Source organism: Paenibacillus sp. WG02, assembly GCF_055396115.1.
Window position 1 is genome coordinate 1,589,080 of record NZ_AP036016.1, and the last position, 16,918, is coordinate 1,605,997.

Annotated in this window: 18 protein-coding genes and 1 pseudogene; 18 read left to right on the forward strand and 1 reads right to left on the reverse strand. The window is 44.8% G+C overall.

The annotated features are described in order from the left end of the window. Positions 1-66 precede the first annotated feature (66 nt). Complete coding sequence (locus tag ACBP55_RS07490; protein ID WP_464650734.1) at positions 67-912, forward strand: ATP-dependent DNA ligase; 846 nt, start codon at positions 67-69, stop codon at positions 910-912. Positions 913-989: 77 nt separating this feature from the next. Here the strand turns inward: ACBP55_RS07490 and ACBP55_RS07495 are convergent, their stop codons facing one another. Then, positions 990-1,208, reverse strand: coding sequence for an alpha/beta-type small acid-soluble spore protein (locus tag ACBP55_RS07495; protein ID WP_029195127.1), 219 nt, complete (start codon positions 1,206-1,208; stop codon positions 990-992). Positions 1,209-1,977: 769 nt separating this feature from the next. On the opposite strand from ACBP55_RS07495, the gene ACBP55_RS07500 reads away from it, so the two are divergent. The 17 genes and pseudogenes from ACBP55_RS07500 (at position 1,978) to ACBP55_RS07580 (ending at position 16,912) form a co-directional block, all read left to right on the forward strand. Beyond that, on the forward strand, positions 1,978-2,685 hold the full coding sequence (locus ACBP55_RS07500; protein WP_464650735.1) for a metal ABC transporter ATP-binding protein: 708 nt from the start codon (positions 1,978-1,980) through the stop codon (positions 2,683-2,685). Next, positions 2,631-3,518, forward strand: a complete 888-nt coding sequence (locus ACBP55_RS07505) for a metal ABC transporter permease (protein WP_464650736.1) — start codon at positions 2,631-2,633, stop codon at positions 3,516-3,518. The genes ACBP55_RS07500 and ACBP55_RS07505 overlap by 55 nt, the downstream gene beginning before the upstream one ends. A 12-nt stretch (positions 3,519-3,530) precedes the next feature. Continuing rightward, a complete protein-coding gene (locus ACBP55_RS07510) occupies positions 3,531-4,475 on the forward strand; it encodes a metal ABC transporter substrate-binding protein (protein WP_464650737.1) in 945 nt (314 codons plus the stop codon). A gap of 58 nt (positions 4,476-4,533) precedes the next feature. Further along, positions 4,534-5,761, forward strand: a pseudogene (locus ACBP55_RS07515) (GTP-binding protein). A gap of 34 nt (positions 5,762-5,795) precedes the next feature. Continuing rightward, positions 5,796-5,945 (forward strand): 50S ribosomal protein L33, encoded by a 150-nt coding sequence (gene rpmG, locus ACBP55_RS07520; protein WP_029195131.1) that lies wholly within the window; start codon positions 5,796-5,798, stop codon positions 5,943-5,945. An 81-nt stretch (positions 5,946-6,026) separates the two neighbouring features. Then, positions 6,027-6,506 (forward strand): hypothetical protein, encoded by a 480-nt coding sequence (locus tag ACBP55_RS07525; protein WP_464653258.1) that lies wholly within the window; start codon positions 6,027-6,029, stop codon positions 6,504-6,506. A gap of 116 nt (positions 6,507-6,622) precedes the next feature. After that, complete coding sequence (locus ACBP55_RS07530) at positions 6,623-7,462, forward strand: hypothetical protein (RefSeq protein WP_464650738.1); 840 nt, start codon at positions 6,623-6,625, stop codon at positions 7,460-7,462. A 231-nt stretch (positions 7,463-7,693) separates the two neighbouring features. Next, a complete protein-coding gene (locus ACBP55_RS07535) occupies positions 7,694-9,220 on the forward strand; it encodes a sensor domain-containing diguanylate cyclase (protein ID WP_464653259.1) in 1,527 nt (508 codons plus the stop codon). 184 nt (positions 9,221-9,404) lie between these two features. Next, positions 9,405-10,295: a LysR family transcriptional regulator gene (locus ACBP55_RS07540; protein WP_464650739.1), complete on the forward strand. Its 891-nt coding sequence runs from the start codon at positions 9,405-9,407 to the stop codon at positions 10,293-10,295. A gap of 145 nt (positions 10,296-10,440) precedes the next feature. After that, positions 10,441-11,301, forward strand: a complete 861-nt coding sequence (locus ACBP55_RS07545; protein ID WP_464650740.1) for a transporter substrate-binding domain-containing protein — start codon at positions 10,441-10,443, stop codon at positions 11,299-11,301. Positions 11,302-11,356: 55 nt separating this feature from the next. Beyond that, complete coding sequence (locus ACBP55_RS07550; protein WP_464650741.1) at positions 11,357-12,133, forward strand: amino acid ABC transporter permease; 777 nt, start codon at positions 11,357-11,359, stop codon at positions 12,131-12,133. A 2-nt stretch (positions 12,134-12,135) separates the two neighbouring features. Next, entirely contained in the window at positions 12,136-12,846 is a 711-nt protein-coding gene (locus ACBP55_RS07555; protein ID WP_464650742.1) for an amino acid ABC transporter permease, read from the forward strand. Continuing rightward, a complete protein-coding gene (locus ACBP55_RS07560; RefSeq protein ID WP_029195141.1) occupies positions 12,843-13,595 on the forward strand; it encodes an amino acid ABC transporter ATP-binding protein in 753 nt (250 codons plus the stop codon). Before ACBP55_RS07555 ends, ACBP55_RS07560 begins: the two co-directional genes overlap by 4 nt. A 27-nt stretch (positions 13,596-13,622) precedes the next feature. Continuing rightward, complete coding sequence (locus ACBP55_RS07565; RefSeq protein ID WP_464650743.1) at positions 13,623-14,633, forward strand: LLM class flavin-dependent oxidoreductase; 1,011 nt, start codon at positions 13,623-13,625, stop codon at positions 14,631-14,633. Positions 14,634-14,668: 35 nt separating this feature from the next. Continuing rightward, entirely contained in the window at positions 14,669-15,856 is a 1,188-nt protein-coding gene (locus ACBP55_RS07570; RefSeq protein ID WP_464650744.1) for a M20 peptidase aminoacylase family protein, read from the forward strand. Continuing rightward, entirely contained in the window at positions 15,853-16,332 is a 480-nt protein-coding gene (locus tag ACBP55_RS07575) for a DinB family protein (protein ID WP_464650745.1), read from the forward strand. The genes ACBP55_RS07570 and ACBP55_RS07575 overlap by 4 nt, the downstream gene beginning before the upstream one ends. 49 nt (positions 16,333-16,381) lie before the next feature. After that, positions 16,382-16,912: a GNAT family N-acetyltransferase gene (locus ACBP55_RS07580; protein ID WP_464650746.1), complete on the forward strand. Its 531-nt coding sequence runs from the start codon at positions 16,382-16,384 to the stop codon at positions 16,910-16,912. The last annotated feature ends 6 nt before the right edge of the window (positions 16,913-16,918 follow it).

Here is a 16,918-nt window from a genome sequence, read left to right on the forward strand (position 1 = left end):
TCCCTTCAAGTTCCATTAGGCAGATGAATAATGGTGAAGTATCATTTAGCATAGGGTGATAAAAAAATGTTCATTTCTCCTATGCTAGCGTCATACGCAAAAGATAATAAACCATTTAAAAGCAAACATCATATAGCGGAATATAAATTAGATGGTCTTAGATGTATGATCTCCAATATGGATAAACTCTATGTTTATACGAAGCATAATAACTTGATTACAAATAAATTCCCTGAGTTGTATAGTTGCCCCCTGCCTGAAGGAACCATACTTGATGGAGTTTTAATAATGATGGACGATCAAGGGAAACCAGACTTTGAAGCCATGTCAGCCAGGTTTTTATCAAGTAAAAACAAAACACCTGTGATATTCTGCGCATTTGACATCATGAGATACAAAGGAATTGACGTCACGGGTCTTAACTTACTGAGGCGTAAAGAACTGTTGGACAAGGCTTTCCTTGAAAATGAGAACTATAAAAAGGTTAAAGTGTTTGAAGGAAATGCCGTTGATTATTTTGAGCAGGTTCGTGAGCAGGGACTTGAGGGCATCATCATGAAATCTAAAAAAGAGAATTCCACCTACGAAATAGACAAACGCTCCAAACAGTGGCAAAAGGTGATCAATTGGACTTATGCGGATGTGTATATTTCCGGTTACAGAAAAAATAATTTCGCTTTATTGGCCTCTATTGATGCACCTGATGGCTCCAAGTTCCCAGTCGGGGTTATTGAGTCAGGTGTAACCCCAATTCACCAGAAAACTCTAGATCGTGTGAAGAATCGTTTAGTCTTCAAGGAAGACCAGAATTTTGCCTATATGGAACCGCGAATCATGGCAAAGATTAAGACAAGAAATTGGACCAAAAGCGGAAAGCTTAGGAAGCCAGTATTCATGGAATTCGTTAACTAAATAAAAAAGACTGAAATCACCAAAGGAGGAAGTGGTGGTTACAGTCTTTTTGTTTTGCGTGCATTTCAACTAAGGAATTAGCGTCTAATTCCGCCGGTTAGTTGTTGTTCGGCCAATTGAACTAATCTTCTCGTAATGTTACCGCCGATTGCGCCAGTATCACGAGTAGCCATGTAGCCGTAATAACCATCTTGCGGAATTTGAATACCTAATTCTTGAGCGACTTCATATTTCATTTGGTCAAGAGCTGCTCTTGCTTGTTGCACGACTAATGTATTGCTGTTTCTTCTAGCCATTTGATTCACTCCTTTTTTGTGGTGTAGGAGTATTTTGTGGATTAAATGGTTTTTTATTCATCTTATCCAAATTATTTTCTGAGAAGTCGATTTTCGGCTTCTCGGATGCTGTGGGTGAGCTTCGGCTCGCAGAGCACTCACTGTAAGCGCGTTTTCCGAGCTTAATCTGCATGGATGCGCGGGACAATCGGGAGCCTACTTTAGTGATGAAAAACATCACTAACGAGCGGGAATCGGACTATTTCGGCAGCGTCCTCATCATGTAAGTATGTTTTTCATCGCTATGGAGGTACTTTTCCACCTCACGCCTGCTTTAGTGATGAAAAACATCCCTAACGAGCAGGAATCGGTCTATTTCGGCCGAGTCATCATCATGTAAGCATGTTTTTCATCGCTATGGAGGTACTTTTCCACCCTCACGCCTTCTTTAGCGATGAAAAACATCCCTAACGAGCGGGAAATGGACTATTTCGGCTGCGTCCTCATCCTGTAAGCATGTATTTCATCACTAACGAGGGACAGTCCGCTGAGAAGTCGATTTCCGGCATCTCGGACTCTGTCGACGAGCTTCAGCTCGTGCTATAAGTTTTCTTATTGACACATCCTCTGGAAAAAGATATATTTTTCAGTGTAATAAGTAATTTTTACGATTTATAAGCCTCGATGCCTAAAGTGACTTATATTTTTTTGGGCTTCGACATATAAATCAAGGATAGTCACCAACTAAAATCGTAATTATTACATATAAAGCCAGAAAGGATCTGTTCTTATGTTAGTTGCCTCCATGAATGAGGTGGAATTCGGTTACAACGACGTCCCTTGTATTCAAGACGCGAGTGTAGAGATTCAGTCGGGTGAATTTGTAGCTATAACGGGCCCCAATGGTGCAGCCAAGTCGACCTTGCTGAAATTGCTTCTTGGCTTGCTTGATCCTTGGAAAGGGAGTATTTTCTTGTCTTCAACCAATAAGGAGGGTAAGAAGCTGAGAGTGGGGTACGTATCCCAGCAAATCTCCGCCTTCAACAGTGGATTCCCTAGCACGATCTTGGAGTTTGTCCAATCAGGTAGGTATGCAAGCCGCTCATGGTTTCGTAAACTCGACAAAGAAGATGAGGTGCAGACGGAGAAAGCACTCCGTCAGGTTGGGATGTGGGATTTGCGCAAGCGCAAGATCGGTGAGCTCTCCGGCGGCCAAAAGCAGCGTATTTGCATCGCCAGAGCGCTTGCTCAGGAGCCTGATATGCTTGTTCTCGATGAACCGACAACAGGGATGGATCAGGAAAGCCGCTTTGGCTTCTACGAGTTGATGCATCATCAAGTGAAAGCTCACGGGCGAACCGTTGTTATGGTGACGCATGGCCTTAACGAGGTCGCTCCCTATTTGGATCGAATCATTGAGCTGGAGAGGAAGGAGGATGGCGGATGGAAATGCTGCACTACGACTTCATGCAGCGGGCATTTTGTGCCGGTGGGTTAATAGCCATCATGGCTTCGATTCTCGGTGTATATCTGATGCTTCGCAGACAAGCGCTGATGGCTGACATGCTCTCCCATGTTTCCTTGGCAGGGGTTGCAGGAGGTGCGTATCTTAACATCAATCCAACCTTGACTGGATTCGTCGTAGCTACGCTGGGAGCCATAGCTGTGGAATATGTAAGGAGGTCCTATAAAACCTATAGTGAAATTTCGGTTGCCATCATCATGGTGGGGGGATTATCAACCGCGGTGATCATCATGAGCCTCAAGCAAAGCATCAATAAAGGCTTCTCCGCTTATTTATTCGGCTCTGTTGTTGCTGTGAATGAAACCGAGCTTCTCCTTATGTTTGTGGTCGCGATCATCGGGGGCATCTTTTTCTATCTATTCCGTCGTCCGCTCTATCAGATTACATTCGATGAAGATACGGCTAAGACCAATGGGCTTCCTGTGAAGTGGATCTCACTTGGTTTTAGCGTCTTAACAGGTATGATTGTATCCGCGGCTATGCCGATCGTTGGCGTTCTTCTCGTTTCGGCATTAATTGTATTGCCCGCGGCACTTGCCATTCGAATTGCGCCTAGTTTTACATCCGCACTTTTTATAGCTATGAGCATTGGCCTACTTGGTGTCGTTTCCGGACTAACCGCTTCCTATCAGCTTAGTACACCTCCGGGAGGAACGATAGCGCTGCTACTCTTATTTATTCTTATTGCTGGTCTTGGTTTGAAAAAGGTGGTTCTGACCTTTAGCAAAAGCAAAGCAAAAAATGCAGCTGACACCATCCCTCGTCTGTCCAAAGAAACGACCATTTCATCATTTAACAAATTGTAGGAGGAAATACCAATGAAAAAAATTTGGGTATCTAAATCACTTGCTTTTACCGTATTATCAGCTGCTATCTTATCGGGTTGTGCTTCTAACACCGCTTCAAGCAATGGTAAATTAAATGTCGTTACAAGCTTCTACCCAATGTATGAATTCACTAAACAAGTTGCAGGTGATCATGCCAATGTGATTGCTCTAATACCACCGGGGGCTGAACCCCATGACTGGGAGCCTAGTGCGAAAGATATGAAACAACTGAAGGATGCCAATGTGTTCGTTTACAACGGTATTGTAGAAGGATGGGCGGAGCAATCACTTAAGAGTGCTGAGAATAAGAATCGCGTTGTAGTTGAAGCAAGTAAAGGAATTAAATTAATGGAAGGCTTACCTGAGGAAGAGCAACAAGCGGATCCCAAGAAAGAAGCCCATGTAGACAAAATCCTAGATCCGCATGTTTGGCTAACTCCGGTACTTGCTCAGCAAGAGGTTGAGGCCATTGTGGTCGGATTAACGCAAGCTGACCCTGTTCACAAAGAGGATTATCGAAAAAATGCGGATGCCTATATCGGAAAGCTGAAAGCCTTGGACGAGTCCTTTAAAACAGGTCTTACAAATGTTAAGCGTAAAGAATTTGTCACGCAGCATGCTGCATTTGGTTATTTGGCCAAAGAATACGGGCTGACACAAGTACCTATTGCCGGACTTTCCCCTGAACAAGAGCCAGCCCCGGATAAAATGGCGGAAATTATCAAATTTGCCAAAGATAATAAGGTACAAACGATTTTCTTTGAAACCTTGGTAGATCCAAAGGTTGCAAGTACGATTGCCAAAGAAGTCGGTGCGAAAACGGCTGTGCTGAACCCAATTGAGGGATTAACGGACGATGATAAAAAGAAAAACCTTGATTACATCGGTGTTATGAAGAATAACCTAGATGCATTGAAAAAAGCTTTAAATGAATAAATGGAAGCAGGAGTTTTTTTTAGATCAAATGCGTAAAATTTACGAATAGAAAGAGGTTATAACATTGGTCGATCGTAAAATACCTGTAACCGTCTTAAGCGGTTATTTGGGAGCAGGCAAAACAACGTTATTAAACCACATCCTACATAATCGTGATGGCTTAAAAGTTGCGGTTATTGTCAACGATTTAAGTGAGGTCAACATTGACGCAGAGCTGATTAGAGAAGGCAACGGGCTTTCCCGCACGAATGAGAGCTTGGTTGAAATGTCCAATGGCTGCATCTGCTGCACATTACGTGAAGATCTTTTGAAGGAAGTAGAGCGGCTTGCTAAAGAGGATAAATTTGATTATATCCTGATTGAATCAACGGGTGTAGGTGAACCTTTACCTGTTGCGCAAACATTCACTTATATGGATGAAGAGCAGGGGATTGATCTTACGCAATTTTGCCGTCTCGACACGATGGTTACCGTCGTAGACGCTTATCGGTTCTGGACAGACTACTCCTCGGGAGAGACGCTCCTAGAACGCAGTCAAGCTGTGGGTGAAGATGATACACGCGAAGTTGTAGATCTTCTAATTGACCAAATTGAGTTCTGTGATGTCCTGATTTTGAACAAATGCGACATGCTGGAAGAAGATGAACTGATTGAGCTAGAGGGCGTACTGCGCACATTACAACCTAGAGCCAAATTCATTCGCTCGGTTCACGGAAAGGTTGCTCCAGCGGATATTTTGAACACGCATTTGTTTAATTTCGATGAAGCAAGTACGTCCGCCGGCTGGATGCGCGAAATGGAGAAGGAAACACATACACCAGAAACCGAAGAATATGGCATTTCCTCTTTTGTCTACGAAAGAATTCGTCCATTCGAGCCTTCGCGGCTGATGAGTTGGATGGAAGATTGGCCAGCTTGAGATCATCCGAGCCAAAGGCATCATGTGGCTTGCGACGCGCAACGATCACGCCCAGAACTTAAGCCAAGCAGGTCCTTCTATTCGCTTCGGTCCAGCAGGGTATTGGGTGGCGGCGCTGCCAGATGGTGAAAGAGAAACTGTTCTCGAAGAAGACGCGGATCAAATCAAGCACTGGGATGATACCTATGGGGATCGCATGAACAAGGTTGTATTCATAGGCATGGAGATGGACCGAGCGGGTATCGTCGCTTCTTTGGATACCTGCTTGTTGACGGATGCCGAAATGCAAGGAGATTGGAACCGTTTCGAGGATGAGCTGCCGAATTTCATTATGGAGTTCGAAGAAGCCTGTCCTTTGCCGCAATAAATTCAGAAATGATGTATGATAGGAGGTGAACAGTATGAGAGTCATAATTACATTGGCGTGTACCGAAACTGGTGACAGAAACTATACGACGACGAAGAATAAAAGGACCCAAACCTCTCGTTTGGAGCTGAAAAAGTATTGTCCACGTCTGAAGCGTCACACGCTTCATCGTGAAACACGTTAATAAATGTAGAAAGTCCGGGCTTACTTGTCCGGGTTTTCTGCTGTAACGAATGGATTATCCCAAAGGAGGCTGATGGGTTTGATGAGTTTGAATACCAATGAGGATAGCGAAGTCATTCTAAGTCATCACACAGATGCTCAGTGGCGCCGCCGTGAGCAGGAATTAGTGCATTGGACAGCACGCGAGAAACAGCGCAAGCATATTAAGAAGACTACTCTTCTCGGACATATCCACGTGGATACGGAATTGTTTCCAGCATTGGTTCTGCTTCAGCATAAGCAAATAGCGACTGAATTCTCCTGTGCAGGTGTAAGCCCGCTTGACGAACCAGAAGACCATTCCCTGTATGCTTATCTTACGATCATAGCCTCTGAGCGAGCCGAGCAATTTGTCCAATTGACCATGAAGCGCATGAGGCATCGTGTGTTGATCTCCTTCGAACCCGCAAGGAACCGATACGATCTTTCATCCTTTTACATAGGCCATAACCGTTCCTTTTGTCAGATGATCCAGCAATGCGCTGAGTCCTTTGAGGTTTTAGGCAGTGAGTACGTACAGTAAGGCTTTCTCCTAATCGGAGTAAGCTTTTTTTGTTTTTTAGAGAATGGTCTGAACCTAATAAAAATGAGTTAGCGGGGGCACTATCTAGTAGTAAATAGAACGTGGAGGATTAAAGAATGGAGCATCCATTACTCTCAGAGTTGAAGCAGCTTATTACCGACCTCGAGCAAAAAGAGGCTGAGACCATCTATACGATTCCCCATGAAATTATGGGGGCTACGAAAAAGGCAAAAAACTTAGAAAGGTTTTTACACGATATATTTGCAATAGTTAACGGCTGCGGCGGGATTAACCTGCTGAGCATTATCCGTAGGGAGTTTGGCATGAGTGTGGAACTTACAGATCATATCGATCAGTGGGCACCGTACAGCAAAGATCAATTTGAAGATGCGCTCCATGATGTGATTGATCGGGCTGAAATTCGTGCGGGGAAGCAAGGGTTGTTTTTTCAAGGCTCGCCTGATAAAAAGGAAGCCGCAGAAGCACTCCACCTGCTGAAAAGCATTGCCCATGCCGCGGTTAAGTGTCAATTTCATCCGAAACTGGCTGGACCCCATGCCTATATTGAAATTTTGGACAGCGTCATTCAGTTTTATGCACTTCCGAATTCATTCCCAGATGATAGCATGATAAAGTACAGAAACCTACTGTCCTCTGATCGACTTTATGCATTGTCAGGGAACGATGATACCATTACAGCGGCATTGAAGAGTCATGTAAAAGAGTGGTACCAACGTTCATCCTTCACGTTCTTGGAGAACAGCGAATGGTATCATACGTACGAATCAGTCCTAGAGTATCTGTACGTTATAACAGAGGAGCAGCTAGAACGCTTACGGATTGATTACATCCAGCAGATCAGGAATGAATTTATTATCGTAAAAGCAAAACCTGATCTGCACCGAATGAAGCATTTGAAATCCATGCTGGAAACGGTATTGAGCTGGAAGGTTTAGTGACCACGAACCCGTTTAATTTCGCTTATTGGCGGAGGCCGAACATTCGAGCGTAATCGCGGCTGAATGACTCTAAAATCGAGTTTTGGAATTATGCTTGGCATTAAAAATGAAGGAGTTCTGTCGAATGTTGTCGAAACAACTCGTAACTATCTTTTTTAGGAGATGAGGAGTATTAGAACAACGGAAGCTGCTCCGCGAATACGACTTGTTCATTTTATAACCCTGTTGATGCTTATATCTATTTCGATCATATCTATCATTCAAATAGCTGCTTCATTTAAGGCAGAACGAGACTCCTTGTATGAAACGACACTAGAGCTTAATTACGAAAGTGCAAAAAAAATGAGCGTGACCATGAACTCCCTTTTCAAAGCGATGGAGAATAGCTTGAAAGTGACATCTGAACACCTCGGGAGGAGTGAGCAAATACAAGATTCTATCCAAGCGCAATTGGATTTGGTAACAGGGAGCAGCAATTACTTTAACTCACAAATGGTCAGTGACGCCAATGGGAATGTCTTAGCTGTTTCTCCTGTTTCGGTAGGTCTCACTAACAAAAAGCTGACATCGAAAGCCGTTTTAGATGCGATTGAGCAGCGAAAGCCTGCAATCTCAGCACCTTATGAATCTGTAACGAATAGGCTTATTGTATTAATGACAACTCCCATATTTAATTCCGCAGGCCAGTATCTAGGTTCTTTAGGAGGCACTATTTATTTACGAGATAATAATGTTTTAAATGATATATTCGGTTCCAACAGCTACTCTTCATCGGGTTCATATATCTATGTGGTCGATGGGACCGGCAATCTCATTTATCATCCGGATCACAATCGATTAGGTGAGAATGTAAGTGCCAATCCAGTAGTAGCCAAGCTCATTAGTGGTCAAGGCGGCAAGGAAAAAGTCGTGAATACATTAGGCGTGCCGATGCTTGCTGGATACTCTTATGTACCTGCCAATGGGTGGGGAATCGTTGTGCAATCACCGCTGGAAGAGATAAATGAAAAGTCGATGGGTTTGATCCAAAATGCAATTTTATATTCATTACCATTTCTACTTCTCATCCTTCTAATAACAGCATGGTTGGCCAAGAAGTTGACACTTCCCTTAGCCCGATTGGCTGCGACCGCCAATAAAATCTTGAATGGCAAGCAAGTCGCAGATCTACCGAAGGTAAGAACGAATACATATGAAGCCTATCATTTGTACAAAACGATGATAATCACGATCGACGCTTTGCAAAAGAAAGCGAATCAATATGAATTGGAAGCTCAAACGGACAATTTAACGGGGCTTGCCAACCGAAGGAGCATGGAAACACAAATGCTCGACTGGTTGGAAGAAGGCATTGATTTTTCACTCATCGTACTTGATATTGATCATTTCAAAGTAATTAATGATACGCACGGGCATCTTGTAGGAGATACGGTTCTGAAATATTTAGGAAAGCTTTTACTCGCAATGGCAAGTGAGAACGAATACTACTACCGGTTTGGCGGGGAGGAATTCGTTGTTCTGCTGCCCCATGTGACGAAAGATGATGCTTATCTGTATGCAGAGAAAATCCGTAATAAGCTGGAAATGACAATAAGCCCAATAGGTCAACCCATCACGGTATCTCTGGGTGTGTCCTCATTCCCAACAGACGGTATGACAGCACTTGAAGTGCTTGAGCATGCGGATCAAGCGCTTTATTTGGCCAAAGGAAAAGGGCGGAATTGTACCGTCGTTTACGATCCTAAGTATACATAGTCTTAAGATCTTAGATCAGTCGCAAGCATTTGCGGCATGAGTTAAGGTCTTTTTTTTATGAACAGCATGTCTGATATTGACAGCAATTGGTAGATAGCTTATAGTTATGAAAATATTTAATTCCGACTTAATTTATTGGAATAATTATAATTATATCTTTTAGGTCATCTGGAGGGGCACTGCGATGAATATTGAGAATATAGAAGCGTTCGTGTATGTCATCCATTACGGCAGCTTTAACAAGGCATCGGAAGTATTATTCCTTTCCCAGCCCTCGGTAACGGCTAGAATTCAATCGTTAGAACGGGAATTGGATTGTCAGCTCTTTGATCGAATTGGCAAGCAAGTTCATTTAACGGATGATGGCAGGAAGTTTCTCCCTTATGCGCAGCAATTATTGCAAACCTTTCAGAAGGGTAAAATCCATCTTAAGCAGAAAAAGGCACTTCCTAACGAGCTGCGTATCGGATGTACGGTATCTGTATCTAATTACATGATGCCAGCAATCATCCCTAAGATGAAGCACAAATTCCCGGAAATCAATTTTAAAATAACGACTGGAATTACGGACGATCTCGTTAACAAGGTTCTGAACCGGGATGTGGATATCAGCTTTGTGCGTGGAATCACCCATCCAAGTCTTTTGTCAGCGAAATTTTATGAAGACCCTATTCGGCTCTATGTTTATGAAGGGCATCCCTTTATTGGGAAAGAGAACTTAACGATCCAAGATATCGGATGTCAGGCTCTTATTTTCTTTGAGTGCGGCTCCCTAGACTGGATGCGCATTCACCGTGTGTTTGAGAGTTTGAAGGAGTCGCCAAACATCCAGATCCAGACGGATAATTCCGAAACAGCCAAGAAGCTGGTTCTACAGCGGGCGGGTATCGCTTTCTTGCCTGGGCTTAGTGCTTGTCAGGAAGTTAAGGACAATAAGCTGTTTCCAATTGACTTTCCAGAGACAGCCGGCATTGCCTTGCAGACGAACTTGATTACGCTAAATGGGGAGAATACGTTGTTTTTCAACAGTATGTTGGATATTTGCAAAGGATTATGGGGCCGAACGAAAGGGTAATATCAGATTCTTATATATGCATATAGAAAAACTCTATTATCCAGTTGAGAAACTTGATGATAAATTAATTCTAACATTAATTCATACAAAACAAGTAGGAATTATAAGTTTAATTTTTCAGCCTAAAAAAATGGAGGGTACACAGATGAGAAAATTAACAATCCTTGGAACAACATTAACTTTGGCTTTGGTCGCAGCAGGTTGCGGGGCGAAAAACACAGAAACCATCGCATCGCCAAAGGCAGCCGCTGAAAGTACGAAGGCTGCTGCAGCTGCCGGGGCAGAGCCCGTCAAAGTGAAGAAGATCATTGTTGGAACAGGTACCAAATTTCCGAACGTTGCTTTCCTTGATCAAGCCGGTAAGCTAACCGGTTATGATATCGAGCTTGTCAGAGAACTGGATAAACGCCTACCAGAGTACGAGTTTGAATTTAAAACGATGGATTTCGCCAACCTGCTCCTCAGCTTGGAAACGAACAAAATTGACTTTGTAGCCCACGAAATCGAGAAGAACAAGGAAAGAGAGCAAAAATACCTTTTCAACAACGAGCCTTATGCCTACTGGAAAACAAAAGTTATCGTGGCCAAAGACAATACCAACATTAAATCCATTGATGATTTGAAAGGTAAAAAAGCATTAACGACTGCGACTAGTGCCGAAGCTACGCTATTAGAAAATTATAATAAAGCAAACGATAACGCGATTAAAATTGTTTACCAAAGCGGTGCTGCCAACGATTTGGTTAGTCAGCTTACAACAGGTCGTGCGGACGGGGCATTAGGGGCGGATTTCTTGCTGCCGCTCGTCGACCCGCAAAGCAAATTAAAAGCCGTAGGACCGATTATTGAAGAAGCTGAGGTTCGCTTCCTTTTCCGCAAAAATGATAAAGAAGGGCAAGATCTTGCGGATAAAATCGACGTGGCATTGAAGGCTGTGAAGGCAGATGGAACGCTTTCGAAACTTAGCACACAATGGCTCGGCGGAGATTATACGAAGAAAGATTAATGTTAATGTTACTGCTGCTTAAGTAAGAACTGTACAGAAAGGTGAGATCGTCCGAATGGAACAACAATTTGATATCACCTATGTCTTTGATTTTTTGCCTAAATTAGTCTCATATCTGCATATCACATTGTTTATTGTAGCTTGTTCTATGCTGCTGGGTGTGATGATCGGATTCCTCATAGCTCTGCCTCGGCTGTATGAGGTTCCGGTGCTAAGAAGGATATCCCAAATTTATGTGTCATTTTTCCGGGGGACGCCGATCCTCATCCAATTGTTCCTCATCTATTATGGTCTTCCCGAGATCTTGAAGCTCATTAACGTCGACGTCTCTAAAGCCCCCGTCCTGACCTTCGTCATTCTAACTTTTGGCCTGCATAGCGGGGCTTATATCTCTGAAGTCATTCGGGCAGCCGTGAAAGCCGTGGATCGAGGGCAAGTGGAGGCTGCCTATGCGATAGGTATGACAGGGTACCAAGCCTTTACACGTATCATCATGCCGCAAGCGCTTGCCATATCGATACCGAACTTTGCGAATCTGCTCATCGCCAATTTGAAGGATACTTCGTTAGCCTTTTCGTTGGGCGCGATGGAATTGATGGGGAAAGCGCAGACGCTTGGTGCGGCAACACAGCATTTTATTGAAACTTACATTTGTTTATCGCTCATCTACTTTGTCATTTGTTACGGACTGGAGAAGCTGTTCTTGGATCTTGAAAAAAGACTGCTGCGGCATGAACAACCCATTGTTCAACGTGATTCGAAGTTGATATTTAGGCGCTTGTTTAAGACACCTTGGGCTGCATCCGCTCAAACGGAGAAAGGAGGGTATTAACCATGAAGCTGGATCTAGGGTTTATCGGTTCCGCCTTTATTCAACTGCTCTCGGCATTGCCCATTACGCTGCTAATTACGATTGTATCGGTTTTCTTCGGATTTCTGATTGGATCTGCTGTGGCTATCATCCGAATATACCGCGTACCTGTTATCCATTACATCGCAAGCGGCTATGTGACGTTCATCCGAGGAACACCGATGCTGATGCACTTGCTGCTCATTTATTTCGGATTGCCTGTGATTATTGATTCTTTGGCCAAAGCCATCGGCTGGAGTTTCCGATCGACTTCTATTCCAATGATTGGTTTCGCCTTTCTTTCCTTTTCGATTACAGCAGGAGCCTATTTGGCAGAGGTCGTAAGATCAGGCATTCTAGCCGTGAATAAAGGACAGATCGAAGCTGCCTATTCCATCGGCATGACAACACCGCAAGCGTTAAGGCGCATCGTGCTTCCTCAGGCATTGGCCGTTAGCTTGCCGAATTTATCCAATTCGCTCATTGGTATGCTTCACGGTTCTACACTGGCTTTCACGGTATCCGTTGTTGAAATTAATGCCAAAGCGCAAATCGTTGCTACGACAAATTGGAAATTCTTTGAATCTTATATTGCCGCGGCTTTCCTGTTCTGGGGAGTGACGATTCTGATCGAGAAGCTGACGGGGCTGCTAGAGAAACGGATAAATATTTACAACCGAGGCGGTGTGCGATGATCCAAATGGCGAATATCACCAAAGCATTCGGCAAGCATGAAGTGCTGAAAGGTATTAATTTGACAGTTAAAAAAGGAGAAGTCGTTTGCATCCTTGGCCCAAGCGGTTCCGGGAAAACGACGCTGCTTCGCTGCATCAATTACTTGGAGAAGCCGAATCAAGGTGAAGTATCGATTGGGGATTTCACCATCAATTGCAAGCGCCCGAGCAAACAGGATATTCACACGCTGCGCAAGAAAACGGCGATGGTATTTCAACATTACAATCTATTTAAACATAAAACGGTGCTGGAAAATGTGATGGAAGGCCTTGTCATTGTGCAGAAGCAATCCAAGGATATAGCACGGCAAACGAGCATTCAAATGCTGGAGAAAGTGGGGTTGGGCAGCAAGCTGGACGCTTATCCAAGCCAACTGTCAGGCGGACAGCAGCAGAGGGTGGGTATTGCCCGTGCGCTAGCTCTTAATCCAGAAGTGATTTTGTTCGATGAACCTACTTCTGCACTTGATCCTGAGCTGGTTGGCGAGGTGCTGGAGGTTATTCAGAAAATTGCCAAAGAAGGCATTACGATGATCGTCGTCACGCATGAAATGGGCTTTGCTCGCGAAGTTTCGAATCATGTTGTTTTCATGGACCAAGGTGTGATTGTGGAAGAAGGAAGGCCTCAGGATATTTTTAGCGATGCGAAGGAAGAGCGTACGAGACAATTTCTGAAACGAATTACGCCGGAGTATACGTATAACATCTAAATTTACAGCTTGAACGGAGTGGATGGCATGGGGATCAAACTTAGCATTTTGGATCAAAGCGTTATTTTCCCTGGGGAGAATGCGGAAGCCGCACTGCAGCATACGATAGAGCTTGTACAATTAGCGGAAAAGTTGGACTATCACCGCTTTTGGGTATCGGAGCATCATGATTCCGATCAATTGGCCGGTTCATCGCCCGAAGTACTCATTTCTCATTTATTAGCGAAAACAGAGCGCATTCGCATTGGCTCTGGCGGCATCATGCTGCAGCATTACAGTCCATACAAAGTAGCAGAAAACTTTAATGTCCTGGCTTCATTAGCACCTGGAAGAGTAGATCTCGGTATCGGAAGGGCGCCAGGCGGGCTTCCTCGTTCTACGAAAGCTTTGCAGCAGGGTATCACTGAGCCAGCTACTTTATCAGAGAAGCTGAAGGAACTCAAACAATTTGTTCATAATCGATTGGATGCTGATCATCCGCTTACCGGTCTTCGGGTATCTCCGATTCCGACACAACCAGCGGATATCTATCTACTTGGCGCCTCTGCGGCGAGTGCAGAATTAGCTGCTGAATTAGGGCTTCCTTATGTATTTGCCCAATTCATTAATGGTGATCATGCAGTGGCAGCAGCAGCTTTCGAAGCGTATCATAATGGATTTAATCGAGAACATGGCGGACAGCCGAAGGCGATCTTGGCTTTGTCCTTAATTGTAGCTGACACAGAAGAAGACGCCAACGTGCTGGCTGGCGAGTATAAAAATGTCAAAATCCATTTGGAAAACGGCAAAACCTTGACGGTAGGAACCCTTGAACAGGCCGAGGAGTATGGACGGCAAACGCAAGCCAAATTCACCGTAGAAGAGAAGGAAGCGGAGATTACAAAAGGTACCAAAGAATCCGTCCGCCAAAAGCTGCTGGACATCCAGCAAACGTATGGGATAGACGAGTTCATCGTTACAACGTCGGTGAAAGATTTCGCCAAGCGCTTGCGGTCCTTTGAATTGCTTAGTGAGGCGTTCTCGGAGCTGCTTGTGTAGGTAAAAGGCATATGTCATCAAGAGGGGGAATGAGCATGAGTGATGCGCTATCGGAACAATTGCAGTCGGCATTTGATCAGAAGCTGATCGCGATTCGGCGTCATTTGCATCAAAATCCGGAATTATCGAACGAAGAAGTTCAAACCACCGCATCGATTCAAGGCTGGCTGCAAGAAGCGGGCATCCGAGTGGCTAACTTTCCGCTGAAAACAGGTCTCGTCGCGGAAGTTGGAGGTCTGCACGAAGGACCCATTATTGCGCTGCGAGCCGATATTGATGCTCTGCCTGTCCAGGAAGCTACTGGATTGGCTTACGCCTCATTGGTTCCGGGCACCATGCATGCTTGCGGACATGATTTTCATACCGCAGCCATACTGGGCGCCGCTTTCTTATTAAAGCAGCGAGAGAAGGAGCTGCGGGGTACGGTTCGCTTCATTTTCCAACCGGCGGAGGAGAAAGCGCAAGGAGCGGAGCAGGTCATCCGAAGCGGTGCCTTGGAGGGGGTTCAGGCAGTATTTGGGATGCATAATAAACCCGATCTTCCTGTGGGCACAATCGGTATTAAACCGGGACCGCTCATGGCTTCTGCAGATGGCTTCGTTGTTGAAATCGAGGGAAAGGGTACACATGCTGCGGTGCCTGAAGCGGGGATTGATCCGATTGTAACCGGCGCACATATCGTCACAGCACTGCAAGCGATTGTAAGCCGTAGTGTGAGTGCGCTGCAAAGCGCTGTGATAAGCGTCACCAAGATACACAGCGGAACCGCTTGGAATGTCATTCCGGATAAAGCTGTCTTAGATGGAACGGTGAGGACATTCGATGAGGAAGTTCGAGCCACGGTTCTGAGCAGGTTCGATCAAGTGGTTCATGGTGTAGCGGCTGCTTATGGAACGAAGGCATCTGTACGATGGATCAAGGGTCCGCCAGCCGTGCAGAACGATGCGGGGTTAGCAGAATTAGCAGCCCGAGCTGCGGATTTTGCAGACTTGCAAGTCATCACGCCTACACCATCTCTAGCAGGGGAAGACTTCGCTTTCTATCAGAAGAAGGTGCCGGGTATTTTCTTATTCATGGGCACATCGGGTACGCAGGAATGGCACCATCCCGCTTTTGATCTCGATGAGCGCGCGCTGCCGATCAGCGCCAACTATTTTGCCCTATTAGCGGAGAAAGCTCTTAAGCATATAAGCTCTGAATTCGAAGTGGAGGTATCAGGATGAGTCAACTTGTAATCGATATTGGGCCTTATATAGATACAAATAAACAGTTGAGAGCTGCGATTGACGGACTCACGGATGAGCAGCTGACTTGGAAAGAGAACGCGGATAAATGGAGTGTGACGGAAGTTCTATCTCATTTGACCGATCACAACATTGTTGTTTCCTTTCGCATTCGTGAGATCATCTCTGGATCCACGGTCCAACTGCCTGCCTTTGGGCAAGATGCTTGGGTAAGTAGTGCCAAGGCGAATGAAGGCGCAGCTGTAGATATTTTGGACGCCTTCCAAGCGTTATTGACTTATAACAGCTTATTATTGCGAAGATTATCCCCCCAAGATTGGGAGAAAACGGGTGTTAACTTCAAAGGACAGACGTTAGCATTAACGGATGTCGTTCAATCTTTTATCGCACATGTGCAGGTGCATCTTGCCCAAATAGAGCGGATTAAACAAGCTGAGCAAGCAGCGAATCTTTAATGGTATAAAACCGATTAAACCTATTGTGATAGAAAGAGGTGTGGGGGAAATGAGTTCAAATAGGATTCGGATTCGTGAAGCTCGTACGGAAGATCGTGAGGTGATCAGGCAGCTTCTTATTGATGCCTACAGTCAGTACGAAGCAGTTCTTCCTCCCGAAGGATGGCAGCAGTACAGAGACAACATTCTTGCCTCTGTAGATGGCGACGCTCCTTCTGCACGACTAATTGCCGAAATCAATGGGGAAATCGTGGGCAGTTCCCTCTTGTTCCTGTCTTCCCAGGTTGCCTATGGACTTCCTGAATTAGATATCCATACGCCGATTATTCGCTTATTGGCTGTTTCCCCGCAAGCTAGAGGCAAGGGAGTCGCTACGGAGCTTATTAAAGAAAGCGCGCGGCGAGCGCTGGAATTGGGTGCATCGACGCTGCACTTGCATACTTCCGATATGATGGAATCTGCCGTGAAGCTTTATGAGCGTTTAGGCTTCGAACGGGCATTTGATAAGGATATTCAGAAGGGCGAAAACCTAGTTAAGAGCTACCGTCTGCAGCTCAAAGAAGCGGTAATTCTTCAATAATAATCA

What these genes read in the sequence shown, in the direction of transcription:
- ACBP55_RS07525 (WP_464653258.1), top strand. Translation starts at nt 6,027, where the DNA reads ATGAGTTTGAATACCAATGAGGATAGCGAAGTCATTCTAAGTCATCAC.
- ACBP55_RS07530 (WP_464650738.1), top strand. Translation starts at nt 6,623, where the DNA reads ATGGAGCATCCATTACTCTCAGAGTTGAAGCAGCTTATTACCGACCTC.
- rpmG (WP_029195131.1), top strand. Translation starts at nt 5,796, where the DNA reads ATGAGAGTCATAATTACATTGGCGTGTACCGAAACTGGTGACAGAAAC.
- ACBP55_RS07555 (WP_464650742.1), top strand. Translation starts at nt 12,136, where the DNA reads ATGAAGCTGGATCTAGGGTTTATCGGTTCCGCCTTTATTCAACTGCTC.
- ACBP55_RS07540 (WP_464650739.1), top strand. Translation starts at nt 9,405, where the DNA reads ATGAATATTGAGAATATAGAAGCGTTCGTGTATGTCATCCATTACGGC.
- ACBP55_RS07575 (WP_464650745.1), top strand. Translation starts at nt 15,853, where the DNA reads ATGAGTCAACTTGTAATCGATATTGGGCCTTATATAGATACAAATAAA.
- ACBP55_RS07505 (WP_464650736.1), top strand. Translation starts at nt 2,631, where the DNA reads ATGGAAATGCTGCACTACGACTTCATGCAGCGGGCATTTTGTGCCGGT.
- ACBP55_RS07550 (WP_464650741.1), top strand. Translation starts at nt 11,357, where the DNA reads ATGGAACAACAATTTGATATCACCTATGTCTTTGATTTTTTGCCTAAA.
- ACBP55_RS07570 (WP_464650744.1), top strand. Translation starts at nt 14,669, where the DNA reads ATGAGTGATGCGCTATCGGAACAATTGCAGTCGGCATTTGATCAGAAG.
- ACBP55_RS07500 (WP_464650735.1), top strand. Translation starts at nt 1,978, where the DNA reads ATGTTAGTTGCCTCCATGAATGAGGTGGAATTCGGTTACAACGACGTC.
- ACBP55_RS07495 (WP_029195127.1), bottom strand. Translation starts at nt 1,208, where the DNA reads ATGGCTAGAAGAAACAGCAATACATTAGTCGTGCAACAAGCAAGAGCA.
- ACBP55_RS07545 (WP_464650740.1), top strand. Translation starts at nt 10,441, where the DNA reads ATGAGAAAATTAACAATCCTTGGAACAACATTAACTTTGGCTTTGGTC.
- ACBP55_RS07510 (WP_464650737.1), top strand. Translation starts at nt 3,531, where the DNA reads ATGAAAAAAATTTGGGTATCTAAATCACTTGCTTTTACCGTATTATCA.
- ACBP55_RS07535 (WP_464653259.1), top strand. Translation starts at nt 7,694, where the DNA reads ATGCTTATATCTATTTCGATCATATCTATCATTCAAATAGCTGCTTCA.
- ACBP55_RS07565 (WP_464650743.1), top strand. Translation starts at nt 13,623, where the DNA reads ATGGGGATCAAACTTAGCATTTTGGATCAAAGCGTTATTTTCCCTGGG.
- ACBP55_RS07560 (WP_029195141.1), top strand. Translation starts at nt 12,843, where the DNA reads ATGATCCAAATGGCGAATATCACCAAAGCATTCGGCAAGCATGAAGTG.
- ACBP55_RS07490 (WP_464650734.1), top strand. Translation starts at nt 67, where the DNA reads ATGTTCATTTCTCCTATGCTAGCGTCATACGCAAAAGATAATAAACCA.
- ACBP55_RS07580 (WP_464650746.1), top strand. Translation starts at nt 16,382, where the DNA reads ATGAGTTCAAATAGGATTCGGATTCGTGAAGCTCGTACGGAAGATCGT.